Source organism: Winogradskyella psychrotolerans, from assembly GCF_018860545.1.
Taxonomy (GTDB): Bacteria; Bacteroidota; Bacteroidia; order Flavobacteriales; family Flavobacteriaceae; genus Winogradskyella; species Winogradskyella psychrotolerans_A.
In genome coordinates this window covers 116,952-133,239 of record NZ_JAHKPN010000014.1, presented here as the reverse complement: position 1 = coordinate 133,239, position 16,288 = coordinate 116,952, and the positions used below count along the sequence as shown (strand labels likewise).

The following is a 16,288-nucleotide window of genomic DNA, read 5'->3' as shown; positions in this document are numbered from 1 at the left end:
TGCAAAATTGTGTTTCGATAATCTAAAGAATTTTATCATATTCATTTCCCGAGAAAGCGGGAATCTTATTGGTTAATTGTTGGTTATAATGAAGTAGAAACATTGTTGTGGTTTCATTATTTTTTCAATTCCTTATTAATAAGAATTTCAATTTCTTCCATATCAGATAAAACTTTCTTAAATCTTATAAGACTTCGTTTTTCCGATTCAACCTTCATATATTGACTCCTTTCTAATTCAATAAGAATCTCTATTAAGTTTTTTTCTTCATATACATATTCCAATAGTTTAGGCTGATTTTGTATGTTTTTAAATGCAAATTCTTCACTTCCGAATCTGTTAGCTGCCGTTGCGCCCGCTTTACCAGCTTCACCATTATTGTATTCAGAAGCTTTTTCTACCTCTTCTTTATATTTATCTAAACTGATTAAAGGTTCTCTAATGCTTGGTGGTATTAATTTGATGTCACCTGTATTCTGTAATGTATTTATCGTATTAGATTTGAATTGAACACTTCTAAGTTGCCAATCTAAATTTCCAGTTTCAGTAATTATTTTTACTAATGGTAAGTTTGGTTGATTATAGATTTCTTTAAAGGCTCTAATTTTTACCATATTAGAATCTATTCTTGAAGAATGCTCTTTTATATATGCTTTGTCGTTATCAAAATCTTGTAATAATTGTTTATAATATACTTGCCTTAAATTTTCAGTTTTTCGTTCATCATTGAGATTGTTTAATTGTAAGGCAATTAAAATCCCAATAACCACAAGGATAATTTCGCCGATAGCATATTTAAGGTACTTTCCTATTTTGTTTTTTTCCATAAGGTCGTATCGTATTTTTCTAAAAAACTTAATCATGTTTTTAACTTTTATGTTTTCCGCAAGCGGTTATCTCAACTAATGGTCTACGAGATTTTACTTTTGTTATGTCTTCTTTTCTAAATAATCATTTATGAGTTTAATTGTCGCTTTACCTTTTTCGTAGAGGGTAGTTCTAACTTTGTTGCTGTACAAAATGTTTTCTTTTAGTATTGTTAAATCTTTAAGTAATTCTTTCTTTTGCACTTCATTTAAATTATCATTAAAATGAATGATATCTTCATAAGTTACCTCATTAGTATTTGAATTCCATCTCGGTGACATTGAAGCCTCTCTTAAAAATGCATTGTCTGTATAATCATTTATCCTGTAATATGCACTTGTCTGTAAGGCAATGTAGATGTTTTCTTGTTTTATAACTTCTTCTACTTGCTTATAATAGTTTTGTATACTTTCTCTTAATTCCTCTGAAGCGATTAGCGCTAGCTTACCAGAAAATTTCATTTCATTAAATACTACGTCGTTGCCTTCAAACCAGTTGGTCCCTTGAACCTTACTTAGAGCCGTTAAGTAAGCTTGTTGATTTGATGTAATTGAATTAGTCCTTTGTATACGCATTATCTCGGTAAATGCATCTAGTTTTAGGGTGTCTGTATTGAAATGCATCTCAAGTTCTACTTGATCTTTGTTTAAATCCTTTAGAATTCTTTGCAGATAGTTTTGTTCGTATTGGGTATTCTTTCTGTTTTCATTCCAGTTATTGATTTGAAGTGCGATTAAAATTCCTACTACTACGAGAATAATCTCGCCAAAGGCGTATTTAAAGTACTTGCTTGTTTTACCTGTTTCCATAAGGTTGTATCTTATTTTTCTAAAAAATTTTATCATAACACTTTAGTAAAGTATATTATCTAGGGTCATATCTAAACGTTCTTCCAGCATTGTAAACTTACTGTCCGAGAAGAAAATTTTATACATTTCTCTTCTAAAGGCAGCGAGTTCCATTTGGCTATAATTATGATTATGAATAACAGCATCAATTTTTTTAAAGCGTTTTTTGTCTGAGTGCTTATGGAATTTTTTATACATTTTTAGAAAGGTGATTTTAGAGGTGCTATTTTGAATCATTTCCAATTCTTCTTCAGTTTCAGTTTTATCTGCATTGGCACAAAGCAGCATAATATAAATTTGTAATTCGGTTTTGGTCCAATCTGGTTTTTTATGTTTCATGATGCACGACTTAATTAATAGCTTTATTTGTTTTCTAATTCTTGTTTAATTTCTTTTAGAATGTTTTCTATTTGCAATTTTATGCCGCCAAATAATCGAGGCCCATTGGTGGCTTTAGCTAGCAAATAATAATCCACTAGATAATTTTCGAATTCAATAGAATTAAAGATGTCCTTGTTGTCTGTCTTTGAAGAGATAGATTCAAACTGTAAATCAATCATATTTAAATCTGTAACAATAGTTCTAGCGCTACCGTTTTTAAAGAAAAGACTTGTTAAATTTCGTTGTGTAAAATCAGCATCATTTACTTGCGTGCTTAAATGATTTATTGTGCTTTCAAAAGAAGCTAAATCTTCTCTTAAGTTTTTATTTAAAATGATATTGAGTTTCCCAGAACTAATGATGTCACTTAAAACTCCTGTTGTTGGTGTGTACTGAATATCACTGCCAAAAATAGGGCCAAGTAACTGAGAAATGGTTTCTGGCTTAATGGTATCGCGTACATTTTTGTTGAATAAAGTCAACATTTTTTCTAACGTTTTTATGCGCTGCTCATTGACTTGAATAGCCGTATTTATTTTATTCAGGTTGGTTTCAAATTCTGATTGAAGCGATGTTAGATATTCTTGTTCTACTTTTCTTTGCTCATTGAAATTGTTGTTATTATTAATCCCTAGTGCAATGAGAATCCCTATAACCACAAGGATAATTTCACCGATGGCATAGAGAAGATACTTCGAAAACTTATTTTCGGACACTAAATTTTGACGGATTTTTCTAAAAATCGTAATCATAAACTGAATGTTAGATTTATAAAAAGTCCGTAAACGGCTATCTTCACCAAATGTCCACAGGACATTTGATTTTGAAAAATCAAAATTGTGTTGCGATAATGCCTAAATCGGCGAAATAGTGTTATCATTTACTTTCTTTAGCTTGAAAGTAAATTAGGTTGATGGTAGTTCTTGAGGTTGGTTAACTATTTGTGTTTAAATATATTAAATTGTTACAGATAATGACATTAGATCTTAATTTAATCTCAATTATAGGAGCTATTTATTTAATTTTTTAAAGTTTTAAGGTTAAGTCCGTTTTGATAATGGTGCAATGATTGAAGCTGATATTTTATTAGTAACTTCGCATAAAATTTTAATAATTCATAAAAAATTAGCAAATATGGAAGCAGTAGCTACCGATTTCGGAATAAAAGAAGCCTTAGATCAATTAGGCGTTAACGATATAAATGATGGCTCTTCTACAGGGTCTAATAGTTTTTCTAGTGGAGACATTATTGAATCCTATTCACCAGTAGATGGGAAATTAATAGGAAAAGTAAAAACAACAACCAGAGCAGATTACGACAAAGTTATGGATGCTGCTACTAGCGCATTTAAAACGTGGAGAGATGTACCAGCTCCACAACGTGGAGAAATTGTACGTCAGTTTGGTAATAAATTAAGAGACTTAAAAGAACCGTTAGGTAAATTGGTCTCTTACGAAATGGGAAAATCTTTGCAAGAAGGTTACGGTGAGGTTCAAGAAATGATTGATATCTGTGATTTTGCTGTGGGTTTATCTCGTCAATTAAATGGGCAAACGATTCCTTCTGAAAGACCAGGACATGTGATGAGAGAACAATGGCATCCTATTGGAGTTGTTGGCATAATTTCGGCTTTTAACTTTCCAGTTGCGGTTTGGGCATGGAACACTGCTTTAGCTTGGATTTGTGGTGATGTTTGTGTTTGGAAAGCGTCTGAAAAATCATTGTTGTGTTCAATAGCGTGTCAGAATATTATTGCAGGTATTTTAAAAGAAAATAACTTACCAGAAGGTATTTCTTGTATCATTAATGGAGACTACAAAGTCGGTGAAATGATGACTACAGATTTTAGAATTCCTTTAGTATCTGCTACAGGTTCTACAAGAATGGGACGTATAGTTGGTAAAACAGTGGCAGAACGTTTTGGGAAGTCCTTATTAGAATTAGGTGGAAACAATGCTATTATTATTACACCAACGGCCGACTTAAAAGTGGTGGTTCCTGGTGCTGTATTTGGTGCTGTTGGTACCTGTGGGCAACGTTGTACATCGACACGTCGATTAATAATTCACGAATCAGTTTATGATAAAGTACGTGATGCCATTGTTGGTGCTTACGGCCAAATTAAAATTGGTAATCCGTTAGATGAAAACAATCACGTTGGACCATTAATTGATAAAGAGTCAGTTGAAACCTATTTAGCGGCTATTGAAAAAGCAAAAGCTGAAGGTGGAAACGTTTTAGTTGAAGGTGGTGTTTTAGAAGGTGAAGGTTATGAAAGCGGTTGCTATGTAAAACCAGCAATTATTGAAGCTGAAAATCATTTTGAAATCGTTCAACACGAAACATTTGCTCCAATTCTATACTTAATGAAATATTCTGGTGAGGTTGAAAATGCCATCGAGAAACAAAACGGTGTGGCTCAAGGTTTATCATCAGCCATTATGACTAACGAAATGAAAGAAGCAGAGAAGTTTTTATCTTATGCTGGTTCTGATTGTGGTATTGCTAACGTCAACATCGGAACATCTGGTGCTGAAATTGGTGGTGCTTTTGGTGGTGAAAAAGAAACAGGTGGTGGACGTGAGTCTGGTTCTGATGCCTGGAAAGTATACATGAGAAGACAAACCAATACGGTTAATTATTCTGATGAGTTACCTTTAGCACAAGGAATTAAGTTTGATTTGTAACAAGTAATTTTTGAAGAATCTACACGTTTTTAAGTTCGTCGTTGTATTACTGTTTTTAAGCAATGGTAATGCGCAAGACAGCATAGATTTTATAGCAATTGACTCTATTGGCAGCGCAATTACGAATAGGCTAAAGATTGGTGATATTGAACATTTAAAAGCGTTAAAACCTCTTGAAGGTACATGGACGTATTCTAGATTACTCGATTATAAAAAAGCCCTAGATAACAAGCCAAATAAGATTATTATTGGCAGTTTTATAGAGCCATCAGTTAATCCAGACTATTGGGCTTTTAATTTATTTGCTTTGAGAAGAGTAGATGAAACGCGTTTTGAATATTTTTTTGCTGCCATTATAAGTATAGATATTACAGGCGCTAACTATGTAGTTGATGCTACCTATTTATTTAGTGAGGACGACGCTTTAAAAAGTTGGTGGAAGCATATTTTTGGGTTTTATGAGAGTAACCATAGAGATAATATTCCAAAAGAATTTGTCTATCCAGTTTGTCCGCCACCTCCTTTTAATGAATAAAAATAAAAGCTATATCGAAAGATGTGGCTTTTTTTGTCTCAAAAGAGGTCGTTAATATTTGTTTTGCGTTTTGTTATTTTCTGAAAATTAAGATTTTAACATCCTTTTTAAGGGTGTTCAATTATTTTTTAATAAATTTTAAACTTTAGTTTAATATTAATTATGACGAAAAAAATAGCATTACTATTATTTCTAGGTCTATCCATGTCATGCACTAAGAATGATGATAAACCCAGTGAAAATCATGCCTATTTAGATCAATTGTTGGGGCGATATGAGCTCAGAGCAGCCTATCTTGAAAACCCTATTGATTTGAATGGTGATGGTATAGCGGGTACTGATCTTTTTCAAGAAATTGAATATTGCAATATGTCCAAACATTTGGAGTCTTATGATTGCACTATTATTAAAAGAAACATTCAGGAAATAGCTTTTGATATTCCTTATTCCAATAATTTTAATAATTATCAAGAGTATTCTAATTGCTTAAGGGATAAAGATGTGGGAAGGCAAATAAACATCGATTCACAAAATGAGAGCGTCACACTTGTGCCAAATGAATTTGAGGAAAATTTTATGCTAACGTACCAAGCCAAGCTCATAGATTTTACATGGGAGAACAGAATAGTGTATTTAACTTTAGAAAAAGAGTTTTATACGCCAAACGGAGAATGGGCAACTGTTATTTTACACATGGAATATGAATGGGTAAGTAGCGCAACATAAAAACAAATTTCAATTTTGTTTTTAATAAAGGTATTATTATTAATACAAGGGATTAAGTTTGATCTTTAAGCTAAGGTTAAGTTTTATAAATATTATGAAGCCATATCGAAAGATATGGCTTTGTTTTTTTAACATTGTAGTACGCAACCTTTTCTTACAAATGGCATCTATTATGTAACCGATCTATTTCAACATATGAAACTATTATTTAAATTCTTCTTAATACCGTGTTTTTTAATGACGGTCTTAAGTTGTGAAGTTCAACTAGAAGCCAATACTAGGATTTTAGTTGAGGGAACTATTAGAGACCAAGACAATGTCCCTATTTCTGAGGCTAAAATTAGTGTGCTTACCAAACGCGGTAATTATAGTAGTAGTGAAAATCAATACATTTTAGGCGAAGGTTATAGTAATGCCGATGGTCATTTTTCTGTTATTTCATTATATGATGGGGATGAAGATTTTGCTATTGAAATAGATGGAGGTGATGCGTATAGTACCTATGTCTATAAAACGAATACTTTAGAATTTACACCTTTAGATTTAACGTTTAATCTAGAAACAGTAAACTTAAAAAAAACAGCAACCTTTAACTACGATATAGTTAGAACAAGTGGTACATCTAATACGCTTAGCTATAGTTTTAAATATTTAGATGGATTTTGTTTAGAATATTATGATGGTTCAACACTCAATGAATATCAAAGCTCGTGTTATCAAGAGCATGTATTAGGCCAATTTCTCAATGACAACAATCCTGATACTGAATGGTTATTTAGTCTTCCATTAGGTGAAGTTGTAACGTTCACTTATTCTATAAATGACGAACCAGAACAAACAGAGTTTATAACCATTAATCAAGACAACTATGACTTTACGTTCAATTACTAACGCTGTTTGTTTTACCTGTATCTGCTTATATAGTTCTATTGGTTTTGCTCAAGAGTTGGCTATTGAAAATGAGTTTGAAACGACTATAGGAAGTGACTTTTTTGATTCAGAACAGCGTCAACGATTTTTTGCGATGACAATAGGAGGTCATAAGCCTTTTACTAGCGGTGATAATTTTATGGGTAAAGGTTTAGAGGGGAAATCTGGAATCGATTTTAAATTTCAGATGTATGTGTATAAACATTTTTTTATAGGACTAGCAACAGGAGCAAGCTATTTTGATGTCAAAAATCAAGAGCTTGTAGGGAGCTATAGAAAATCGAGAATTGCTGAAAACTATGCCTACTTTGGCTATGAGTTTTTACCGACTGATAAATTAAGGTTAGGTCTTAATATGTCTATTGATGGGGATTTAGATTATAAAAATACAGGGTTTAGCACGGCTGATATTGCTGAACAACATGATTCAGCCAAGTTAAATCGTTATGGAGTATACCTTCATTATGAGTTGGCGAGTCATTTTATGATTTATGTCGATTATGCTTATAATGTCAGTAAAACAAACATTGACGTGCCATTTCAGTTAGATGATTTTTTTGGTAAAGGAAAGTATCATTCCATAGGAGTTGGTCTCGTTTTTACAATCGGTAATCGCGATTTAATATCAAGATTTATAAATTGATTTTTTAGATTTATTGCTGATTCAAAAATATTTAATTTGAAAAATCGTTTATAATATAGACGTTTTTTCTTATTTTAAGAACTGTGAGTTAAACCATTAGCGACATATGAAGTCTTATTATATATGACACAGCAACAACTTCAGCATTTGTATTGGCGCGCAGGCTTTGGAATACACCCAAAGTCTAATGTGACCCTATCTAAACATAGGGCATCGGTAGTTGAAGCACTTTTTGAGTCTTCTAAAGCTTTTACTTCACTAAATATAGATCTGTCATATTTAGATGGTATTAAACCAATTGATCTTAAAAACTTCCCAGAATTAGCGAGAGAAATTAATCAAAAAGGAGTAAAGAAAATTTTGGAGTTCAATGTCGCTTGGGTGAAACGATTAGTTAATCCTAGTGAGTTACTTAGAGAACGCATGACGTTGTTTTGGGCTAATCATTTTGTATGCAGAGAGAGAAATCCATTATATGCTGAGCAATACAATAATACGCTTAGGTACTTTGCGCTAGGTGATTTTAGAGATTTTGTAAAAGCTATTTCTAAAGAAGCCGCAATGCTTAGATATCTCAATGGAAAGCAAAATAAAAAAGCTAGACCTAATGAGAATTTTGCACGGGAATTAATGGAGTTGTTTACATTAGGAGAAGGACAGTATTCTGAAAAAGACATAAAAGAATGTGCGAGGGCCTTTACAGGCTATAATCATGATTTTGGAGGGAATTTTGTACATAAAGAAAATCATCATGATAATAACTCTAAGCTATTTTTTAATCATATAGGAAATTATGATGGAGATGATATTATCGATATTATTCTCGAAAACAAACAATGTGCCGCCTATATTTCAGATAAAATCTACCGTTATTTTGTAAATCCAAAACCGAATAAAAAACATATCAACGCGATGACGGAGGTGTTTTTTAAAGATTATAATATTGAAAATCTAATGCGTTTTGTGTTTCTGTCAGATTGGTTTTATGATGAGGTAAATATGGGTTCAAAAATAAAATCGCCAATAGAATATTTAGTAGGCCTAACTAATACAGTTCCTGTTACATTTGAAAGCGAAAGAGATCTTTTTAAAATTCAAAAAATCCTCGGTCAAACCTTATTAGATCCACCAAATGTCGCTGGCTGGAAAGGTGATAAAGCTTGGATTGATGCCAATACTATTATGATACGTTTAAAATTGCCTTCCGTAATTTTAAATAATGCTTTAATTGCTTCAGGTGAACATGATGAATTTAAAAAGAAATTCATGACAAAGCACAAGGGTAGATTGCCTTTTAAAACCACACCAGATTGGACTACTTTTTTAGAGAATTTTGAAGCGGTATCCACAGAAGAGCTTCAAGATTATATCATTCAAGGAGCAATTAATAAAGGAACGGCAGATTATTTGCAAACGCTGAGTAAAGTGTCTAAACGAGAGTATTGCGTTCAGTTAATGTCCTTACCAGAATATCAAATGTGTTAGTTATGGATAGACGAAAATTTCTTAAGAATTCAGCTTTAGCAAGCAGCTTGTTTTTTGTGCCTAATTTTGTAAAAGCATTTGAGTCTGTAGCAACAGAACACTTGGGTTACAAACGTTTGGTAATTGTGCAATTGGCTGGTGGAAATGATGGCTTAAATACTATAATTCCACATCAAAATGATTTGTATTACAATGCCAGGCCAAAATTAGCCATCTCTAAAGATATAATTAAATTAACTGACGATTTAGGGTTTCATCCAAGTTTGCAACCATTACGTGCCTTGTATGACAATGGTGAGTTGTCCATTATCAATAATGTCGGTTATCCAAATCCTGTGCGCTCGCATTTTAGGTCTATGGATATTTGGCAAACGGCAAGTGGATCAGATGAGTATTTGCAAAGCGGTTGGCTAGGGCGTTACTTAGATCAGCATGGAAAACAATCCTACAATGCCATAGAAATTGATGAGCAGCTCAGTCTAGCTATGAAAGGGGAACATTTTAATGGTATGGCAACCAATGATTTTAGAGTATTGTATAAATCGGCAAAAGATCCGTATTTCAAAAATGTATTAAGTCATTATAACGACACACATTTAAGTGAGCATAATTTAGGGTATTTATACCAAACTATGATTGATGCAAAGTCGTCTGCGAATTATATTTTTGAAAATACGGATGTTAAAACATCACAAGAAAGCTATCCGCAAAACTCCTTTGCAAAACAACTTAAAAATGTAGCCCAATTTATTAATTCTGATTTAGGTACAAAGGTGTTTTATACGTCGCTTGGAGGGTTTGATACCCATGCGAATCAAAATAGCAAACAAACGCGATTATTATCGCAATATGCAGAAAGTGTTTCGGCTTTTATAAATGATTTAAAGCGAAATGGAACATTTGAAGATACTTTGATTTTAACCTTCTCAGAATTCGGAAGACGCGTTAAACAAAATGCTGCTAATGGAACGGATCATGGTTCGGCTAATAATGTTTTTGTTATTGGTAAAAACTTAAAGAAAGCTGGTTTCTACAATAGTTTAGCAAGTTTAAGCGATTTAGACAATAATGGCGATTTAAAATATAGTATAGATTTTAGATCGATTTACACCACTATTCTTTCACAATGGATGAATGTTTCTGCAGAAGGGATTATTCCTAGCCGCCAAAACCTGTTGGATTTCATTTAAAAACATAAAAAAAACCTTGTTTCAATTTAGAGCTTTTGGCTTTAGAGAAACAAGGTTTGGTAATTGATTAATAGCATTACAAATATGGTTAATATTTTCTGTGGTCAGCAAAATTTATGATGAATGGTAGAAAAAAATGTATAATCAGTATCGTTTTTATAGTTACTTCGATAAGATGCTAAAAAAGAGGATGAAATTTCAATTATTAACGACGAACTAACTATATTTTACTTTTCTTAAAATACGCATGGTTTCTTTGAAAGAATAGTATAGTTCTAAATTAAAGCGCTTTAGATGTGGTTTAAGATCTTCCAGTTTTTGTAAGGCCAGATCAAACCCATTGAGATAACATATTAAATAACTGGCCGCTAAATTCTTTAAATCATCGGTTTCAATTTTGGATAATTCTAGCTTTTTTTTAAGCTTTTCTAAAATAGTATTATTGGCATTATAAATATGGTGCAATACTTTTTTATCAAACTGTGGGGGTTCAAAAATTAGGTTAACTTCAATGGAGTAATTGCCATTGTTTTCAAAGTGAATAATGGTTTCTTCTAGTTGGTAATATTTATAGGATTGGTATAAACCGAGCCTAACATATTCTATTATTTTAAACGTGTCTTCAGTATAAGAAATAGACACTTCATCTAAGGCTGAATAAAACAGACGTACTTGTTCATTGATTAATTCAATATCTACCCTAGAAAAAAAGAGTTCATTTTTTACATGTTTTTTAGCACCAGACCAACAGAGTACAAAGTATTCTTTGAAGACTTTGTATTGAGGGCTAAAATCCTGACGTTTATTCATAAAATCGAAAACACCATCAAGTGTTAATTCAATGCTATTTTGGGCATTATTTTCTATAGCTGCCACGATTTTAGAATTAACATCTTTAATTTCAATATCAAAAACCTTGGGCATGCTTATGCTACCATCTCTAAAAAATACGGAACCACCATAATATTTCCATATATTTTTTCTGAGGGATGTAATCTCATCATTAGGTCTAATGGTGACTAGTCCAACAACTTTGTCGTCTGGCAAATGTGGAAAAGGAATGTTTTCGTATTGTACGATTGGTGGGTTATTGAGATAAGCATTAATAAGATTCTGAATTTTACTATCATCAAAAAAATCGACACCAATAATCCTATTATCTTCATCTTCTACGCCAATAACAATAAATGAGTTGTTTTTAGGGTTGCTATTAGAAAGCGCACACACATGCTTTAAGAACTTGGCTTTTCCTTCTTTCTGACTAATATTTATTTTTCGCTTTTTGTCATAAAAACTATTCTCATCATTGTGAGCAAGTAAGTGTTTTATGAGAAGTCTTTTGTTGATCATACAACTTCCTGCGAAAGGAGAAATCTTATTAATTAATCTTTTTTCACAATCGTAGAACTAGCTTGAGCCGTACAGAACATTAACACATCAGCAATATTTACATGCGCTGGTCTAGAGATCGCAAAATAAATGACTTCTGCAACGTCTTCTGCTTGTAAAGCTTTATAGCCTTTATAGACATTATCGGCTGCTGCACCTCCTTTAAATCTAACTTCAGAAAATTCCGTTTCTACCAAGCCAGGATTAATAGCTCCAACTTTAATTCCAAAAGGATTCAAATCAATTCTCATACCTTCTGTTATTGCTAAAACCGCATGCTTACTACCACAATAGACATTGCCACTAGGATACACTTCTTTTCCAGCAGAAGATCCTATGTTAATAATGTGTCCGGATTTTCGTTCGGTCATACCGGGTATAATCGCTTTGCTAACATAGAGCAATCCTTTTACATTAATGTCCATCATAGCATCCCAATCGTCTAAATTTCCGGTTTGGATAGGGTCTAAGCCATGTGCATTTCCTGCGTTGTTGATTAAGATATCTATATTTTGAAATGCTTTTGGTAACGATGCAATAGCTTTAAATGTTTGTTCTCTATCGCGCACATCAAAATTTAAGGTGTGTACTTCTGTTTCTCTAGATAAGGCCTTTTGTACACTATCTAGGCGATCTTGTCTGCGACCGCATAATATTAAATTAATACCATGTTTGGCAAATTCGTGAGCCGTTGCTCTGCCAATACCACTAGTTGCACCTGTAATAAGAGCTGTTTTTTTCATATGACTGTTATTCCTTATAAATTAGGAATTTTAATAGTTGTAATTTATAATATCTAATCCTTTAAGTGTGCCAATACAAACTGTGACTAAAAACAGAGTTAAGGTACCTCACACCCTTGCGCAGCTTCTAATATTAAAAACCAATCTTCCAATTCTAATTCAATTTTAGTAGCTTCTATCGCAAGCTTCAAGCGTTCCTTTGTTGTTGTTCCAACCACAGGATGAATTTGAGATGGATGCTTCATAATCCAAGCCAATAGCAACTGATCTTCTGTGGCGTTATATTTATCCATTAAGGCGCCAAGTTGTTTGTGGATACGTCTCGTTTGTTCGTTGTCATCTTTAAATACAGAACCTAGAGGTGACCAAGCCATTGGTTTTATGCCGTTGGTTATCATAAAATCTAAAGTGCCGTTGTGCATTGCGGCATGCTCTGTTAATGAATATTCTATCTGATTGACGTCAATATCCATGCGTAGACCAATCATGTCCATTTGCGATGGTGTAAAATTAGAGACTCCAAAATCTCTAATCTTCCCGTCTTTTTTTAGTATCGTTATCGCTTCTGCAATCTCGTCAGCAACCATTAATGGACTCGGTCTGTGTAGTAACAGTAAATCTAAATACTCAGTTTCAAGATGTTTTAATGACTCTTCAGCAGACCATATAATATAGTCTTTACTGTAGTTATAATGTTTAACGGTGTTATTTCGAGCATCGCCTTGTAATTGAATGCCACATTTTGAAATCAATTGAATGTCTTCACGTTTAATGCTAGCGTCCTTAAATGCTTTGCCAAAATTGGCTTCGGTCGTATAGCCACCATAAATATCAGCATGATCGAACGTGGTGATGTGGTTAGTAATGCAGAAGTTCATCAAAGCTTCTATCTCTTTTTTGGAAAGCTGTTTCCCCCAGCTTCCCCAGGTCATGGTACCTGCAATTAATCGAGAATATTTCACTTTATTTTCAGTTTGTACGGTTTTTTTTGCAATTCATGCATAAAAATACTCAAAACAATCAGATTAAAGTATCATTGACCTGTAATTATTCAAAACCCCAAATCATGAAGCATTTACAAATTCTTAAAATTTTTACGATCGCGTTTTTAGTGTTATTAACTACGACAAGCTGCTCTAAAGACGAGATGGATAGCAATGACCAATTAGCTGCTATTTCAGTGAGCCTTAAAAGTACTGAAGGTGATCTTAATGCTGTTTTTCTAGATCTTGAAGATGTACAAGTACGCGTAAAAGAAGATGGTACGGCACCAAATGCATGGATGAGTTTAAATGCTATCAACACAGGAATTCAAAATGTTAGTGATTTAAAAAATGATTCCGAATTACTTTTAGTGGATTCTTTTGAAATAGAACCAGCATACATTTATGAAATTAGACTGGTGTTAGGAGATAATAGCTTTATGGATATAAATCAAATCTTAGTGAGTTTAGATGTTGTTGAAAAAGGAAATACAACCGCTTCAAACGTGGTAAAATCAGAAGTACAGGGCAATCATATTTATGATGTTAGTATCAATCTTAATTTAGATGAATCTATATGGTTTGATGAAGATGAAAATATGATGATTTTAAACCCGAAAATATATACAGAAATAAGACAAATTGAATATTAATTATCCTAATCCATGATTGATACTTATAAAAAGAGTAATACTTCGGTGTTACTCTTTCTTTTTTTAACCAATTGTTAACAGCAACTAACGAAAAATTTTAACACTTTGCATCCTCTAAAAATAACATAACCATTTGTTGGAGGTATTCCAAAAATGGTATTAAAAATAGATTTGTTCTTAAACCCTTAAATAATGGAAGAAACGAGTACAGTTGATATTAAATCAATTAACGAAAAGATAGAAAGAGAAAGTGCATTTGTAGATTTACTAACCTTTGAAATGAATAAGGTAATTGTTGGACAAAAGCATATGGTAGAGCGATTACTCATCGGTTTATTAGGTCAAGGTCATATTTTATTAGAGGGTGTGCCAGGTTTGGCAAAAACCTTAGCAATTAATACGCTTTCAAAAGCGATTGATGCTAGCTTTAGTAGAATTCAGTTTACACCAGATTTATTACCTGCAGATGTTGTTGGTACATTAATTTTTAATGTGAAAGAGAATGACTTCACCATTAAAAAAGGACCAATTTTCGCCAATTTTGTTTTAGCAGATGAGATTAACAGAGCACCAGCAAAAGTGCAGTCTGCTTTACTTGAAGCCATGCAAGAAAAACAAGTTACTATCGGTGATGAAACCTTTGTTTTAGACAAGCCCTTCTTAGTTATGGCAACAATGAACCCAGTAGAGCAAGAGGGAACATATCCATTGCCAGAAGCGCAAGTGGATCGTTTTATGCTAAAAACAGTAATCGATTACCCTACTATAGACGATGAGCAACAAATTGTTAGAGCGAACTTAAAAGGCTCTTACGAAAAGGTAAATCCTGTGGTGTCTATCGCTCAGATTCTAAGTGCGCAAAATGCCGTTAGAGATGTTTATATGGATGAGAAAATCGAAAAATATATTCTCGATATTATTTTCGCTACACGTTATCCTGAAAAATATAAGCTAGGTGATTTAAAACCTTTAATTTCTTTTGGAGCCTCTCCACGTGGTAGTATAAATTTAGCTACAGCGGCTAAATGTTATGCTTTTATTAAGCGAAGAGGTTACGTAATTCCAGAAGATGTACGTGCCATTGTTCATGATGTTTTACGTCATAGAATAGGAATTACTTATGAAGCTGAGGCTGAAAACATCACTTCTGAGGATATTATCAATAAGATAGTAAACGAAATCGAAGTACCATAGCCTTGTCATTCCTGCGAAGGCAGGAATCTCATTATCATTTATAGAATATTTAATTTGATAGATTTCGTATGAAATGCGGAATGACAAAACAAAAAAATGGACACTAAAGAACTTCTAAAAAAAGTACGAAAAATAGAGATTAAGACACGTCGATTGTCTGATCACATATTTGGAGGTGAATATCACTCAACCTTCAAAGGTCGTGGTATGACGTTTTCTGAAGTGCGCCAATACCAATTTGGTGATGATGTTAGAAATATAGATTGGAATGTTACGGCAAGAACCAATGAGCCACATATTAAAGTTTTTGAAGAAGAACGAGAGCTTACCATGATGCTTATGGTGGATGTTTCGGGAAGTGAGTTGTTTGGAACAAAAAACCAGTTTAAAGATGAGATTGTTACTGAAATAGCAGCAACATTAGCGTTTTCGGCAACTCAGAACAACGATAAAATCGGGTTAATCTTATTTTCAGATCAGATAGAGCTTTATATTCCGCCTAAAAAAGGACGTTCTCATGTGTTAAGAATCATTCGTGAATTGTTAGAGCATGAATCTAAAAGTAAAAACACTAATATAGCAGAAGGACTTAAGTTTTTGTCTAATGTTATGAAGAAAAAGGCCATTGTTTTTGTGCTGTCTGATTTTGTTGGAGACGATTATAAACAGAATCTCAAAATAGCATCTGGCAGACACGATATTACTGGTATTAGAGTTTACGATAAGCACGAAGAAGCCATTCCAAATATAGGAATGGTACAAATGGAAGATGTGGAAACAGGTGAAATGATGCTTGTGAATACAGGGTCTAAAAAAGTAAGACAGGACTATAGTAAATTTTACAACGAAAAAGTGAGCTACTTTAAAGATAGTTTTGCTAAGTCTGGAGCCGGAGTTATTGATTGCCGTGTGGATGAGAGCTATGTTAAAAAACTCTTAGGCTATTTTAAACGCAGATAATAATTACTAGGAAGTGAAAAGTAAGAAGTACAAAGTAAGAAACGCAAAGTGAAAAGTTTAAAATATATAAGTA

17 protein-coding genes are annotated in these 16,288 nt (G+C 33.0%); 10 read left to right on the top strand and 7 right to left on the bottom strand.

Annotation, left to right across the window (positions count from 1 at the left end; translation table 11 throughout):
* Positions 1-116: 116 nt before the first annotated feature.
* The 4 genes from KO515_RS07920 to KO515_RS07905 all read right to left on the bottom strand — a co-directional run bounded on the left by KO515_RS07920 (position 117) and on the right by KO515_RS07905 (position 2,848).
* Positions 117-827 (bottom strand): DUF6090 family protein, encoded by a 711-nt coding sequence (locus KO515_RS07920; RefSeq protein ID WP_178986584.1) that lies wholly within the window; start codon positions 825-827, stop codon positions 117-119.
* A gap of 102 nt (positions 828-929) precedes the next feature.
* A complete protein-coding gene (locus tag KO515_RS07915; protein ID WP_215935838.1) occupies positions 930-1,676 on the bottom strand; it encodes a DUF6090 family protein in 747 nt (248 codons plus the stop codon).
* Between the two features lie 42 nt (positions 1,677-1,718).
* On the bottom strand, positions 1,719-2,054 hold the full coding sequence (locus KO515_RS07910) for a hypothetical protein (RefSeq protein WP_215935837.1): 336 nt from the start codon (positions 2,052-2,054) through the stop codon (positions 1,719-1,721).
* A gap of 23 nt (positions 2,055-2,077) precedes the next feature.
* Positions 2,078-2,848 (bottom strand): DUF6090 family protein, encoded by a 771-nt coding sequence (locus KO515_RS07905; protein WP_179318579.1) that lies wholly within the window; start codon positions 2,846-2,848, stop codon positions 2,078-2,080.
* Between the two features lie 382 nt (positions 2,849-3,230).
* On the opposite strand from KO515_RS07905, the gene amaB reads away from it, so the two are divergent.
* From amaB to KO515_RS07870, 7 genes are all read left to right on the top strand, one after another.
* On the top strand, positions 3,231-4,784 hold the full coding sequence (amaB, locus tag KO515_RS07900) for an L-piperidine-6-carboxylate dehydrogenase (protein ID WP_215935836.1): 1,554 nt from the start codon (positions 3,231-3,233) through the stop codon (positions 4,782-4,784).
* A 10-nt stretch (positions 4,785-4,794) separates the two neighbouring features.
* Positions 4,795-5,319 carry a hypothetical protein gene (locus KO515_RS07895; protein ID WP_215935835.1) on the top strand — a complete coding sequence of 175 codons (525 nt, stop codon included), beginning with the start codon at positions 4,795-4,797 and terminating at the stop codon, positions 5,317-5,319.
* 162 nt (positions 5,320-5,481) lie between these two features.
* On the top strand, positions 5,482-6,045 hold the full coding sequence (locus KO515_RS07890; protein ID WP_215935834.1) for a hypothetical protein: 564 nt from the start codon (positions 5,482-5,484) through the stop codon (positions 6,043-6,045).
* Between the two features lie 195 nt (positions 6,046-6,240).
* Positions 6,241-6,936 carry a carboxypeptidase-like regulatory domain-containing protein gene (locus KO515_RS07885; RefSeq protein WP_215935833.1) on the top strand — a complete coding sequence of 232 codons (696 nt, stop codon included), beginning with the start codon at positions 6,241-6,243 and terminating at the stop codon, positions 6,934-6,936.
* A complete protein-coding gene (locus tag KO515_RS07880; RefSeq protein WP_215935832.1) occupies positions 6,914-7,618 on the top strand; it encodes a hypothetical protein in 705 nt (234 codons plus the stop codon). The genes KO515_RS07885 and KO515_RS07880 overlap by 23 nt, the downstream gene beginning before the upstream one ends.
* 123 nt (positions 7,619-7,741) lie before the next feature.
* Complete coding sequence (locus tag KO515_RS07875; RefSeq protein ID WP_215935831.1) at positions 7,742-9,103, top strand: DUF1800 domain-containing protein; 1,362 nt, start codon at positions 7,742-7,744, stop codon at positions 9,101-9,103.
* Positions 9,104-9,105: 2 nt separating this feature from the next.
* Positions 9,106-10,293 carry a DUF1501 domain-containing protein gene (locus KO515_RS07870; protein WP_215935830.1) on the top strand — a complete coding sequence of 396 codons (1,188 nt, stop codon included), beginning with the start codon at positions 9,106-9,108 and terminating at the stop codon, positions 10,291-10,293.
* A gap of 216 nt (positions 10,294-10,509) precedes the next feature.
* On the opposite strand, the gene KO515_RS07865 is transcribed toward KO515_RS07870, so the two are convergent.
* The 3 genes from KO515_RS07865 to KO515_RS07855 form a co-directional block, all read right to left on the bottom strand.
* Positions 10,510-11,643: an ATP-binding protein gene (locus KO515_RS07865; RefSeq protein ID WP_215935829.1), complete on the bottom strand. Its 1,134-nt coding sequence runs from the start codon at positions 11,641-11,643 to the stop codon at positions 10,510-10,512.
* 32 nt (positions 11,644-11,675) lie between these two features.
* Positions 11,676-12,425 (bottom strand): SDR family NAD(P)-dependent oxidoreductase, encoded by a 750-nt coding sequence (locus KO515_RS07860; RefSeq protein ID WP_215935828.1) that lies wholly within the window; start codon positions 12,423-12,425, stop codon positions 11,676-11,678.
* Positions 12,426-12,523: 98 nt separating this feature from the next.
* Positions 12,524-13,387, bottom strand: coding sequence for an aldo/keto reductase (locus KO515_RS07855; protein ID WP_354668273.1), 864 nt, complete (start codon positions 13,385-13,387; stop codon positions 12,524-12,526).
* Positions 13,388-13,491: 104 nt separating this feature from the next.
* On the opposite strand from KO515_RS07855, the gene KO515_RS07850 reads away from it, so the two are divergent.
* The 3 genes from KO515_RS07850 (at position 13,492) to KO515_RS07840 (ending at position 16,215) form a co-directional block, all read left to right on the top strand.
* Positions 13,492-14,061, top strand: a complete 570-nt coding sequence (locus KO515_RS07850; protein WP_215935827.1) for a DUF4382 domain-containing protein — start codon at positions 13,492-13,494, stop codon at positions 14,059-14,061.
* Between the two features lie 192 nt (positions 14,062-14,253).
* Positions 14,254-15,255, top strand: a complete 1,002-nt coding sequence (locus KO515_RS07845) for an AAA family ATPase (protein WP_215935826.1) — start codon at positions 14,254-14,256, stop codon at positions 15,253-15,255.
* A gap of 96 nt (positions 15,256-15,351) precedes the next feature.
* A complete protein-coding gene (locus KO515_RS07840) occupies positions 15,352-16,215 on the top strand; it encodes a DUF58 domain-containing protein (protein WP_215935825.1) in 864 nt (287 codons plus the stop codon).
* Positions 16,216-16,288: the final 73 nt, after the last annotated feature.

Coding starts and splice junctions, on each gene's coding strand:
- KO515_RS07920 (WP_178986584.1), bottom strand. CDS start 827: ATGGAAAAAAACAAAATAGGAAAGTACCTTAAATATGCTATCGGCGAA.
- KO515_RS07915 (WP_215935838.1), bottom strand. CDS start 1,676: ATGGAAACAGGTAAAACAAGCAAGTACTTTAAATACGCCTTTGGCGAG.
- KO515_RS07910 (WP_215935837.1), bottom strand. CDS start 2,054: ATGAAACATAAAAAACCAGATTGGACCAAAACCGAATTACAAATTTAT.
- KO515_RS07905 (WP_179318579.1), bottom strand. CDS start 2,848: ATGATTACGATTTTTAGAAAAATCCGTCAAAATTTAGTGTCCGAAAAT.
- amaB (WP_215935836.1), top strand. CDS start 3,231: ATGGAAGCAGTAGCTACCGATTTCGGAATAAAAGAAGCCTTAGATCAA.
- KO515_RS07890 (WP_215935834.1), top strand. CDS start 5,482: ATGACGAAAAAAATAGCATTACTATTATTTCTAGGTCTATCCATGTCA.
- KO515_RS07885 (WP_215935833.1), top strand. CDS start 6,241: ATGAAACTATTATTTAAATTCTTCTTAATACCGTGTTTTTTAATGACG.
- KO515_RS07880 (WP_215935832.1), top strand. CDS start 6,914: ATGACTTTACGTTCAATTACTAACGCTGTTTGTTTTACCTGTATCTGC.
- KO515_RS07875 (WP_215935831.1), top strand. CDS start 7,742: ATGACACAGCAACAACTTCAGCATTTGTATTGGCGCGCAGGCTTTGGA.
- KO515_RS07870 (WP_215935830.1), top strand. CDS start 9,106: ATGGATAGACGAAAATTTCTTAAGAATTCAGCTTTAGCAAGCAGCTTG.
- KO515_RS07865 (WP_215935829.1), bottom strand. CDS start 11,643: ATGATCAACAAAAGACTTCTCATAAAACACTTACTTGCTCACAATGAT.
- KO515_RS07860 (WP_215935828.1), bottom strand. CDS start 12,425: ATGAAAAAAACAGCTCTTATTACAGGTGCAACTAGTGGTATTGGCAGA.
- KO515_RS07850 (WP_215935827.1), top strand. CDS start 13,492: ATGAAGCATTTACAAATTCTTAAAATTTTTACGATCGCGTTTTTAGTG.
- KO515_RS07845 (WP_215935826.1), top strand. CDS start 14,254: ATGGAAGAAACGAGTACAGTTGATATTAAATCAATTAACGAAAAGATA.
- KO515_RS07840 (WP_215935825.1), top strand. CDS start 15,352: ATGGACACTAAAGAACTTCTAAAAAAAGTACGAAAAATAGAGATTAAG.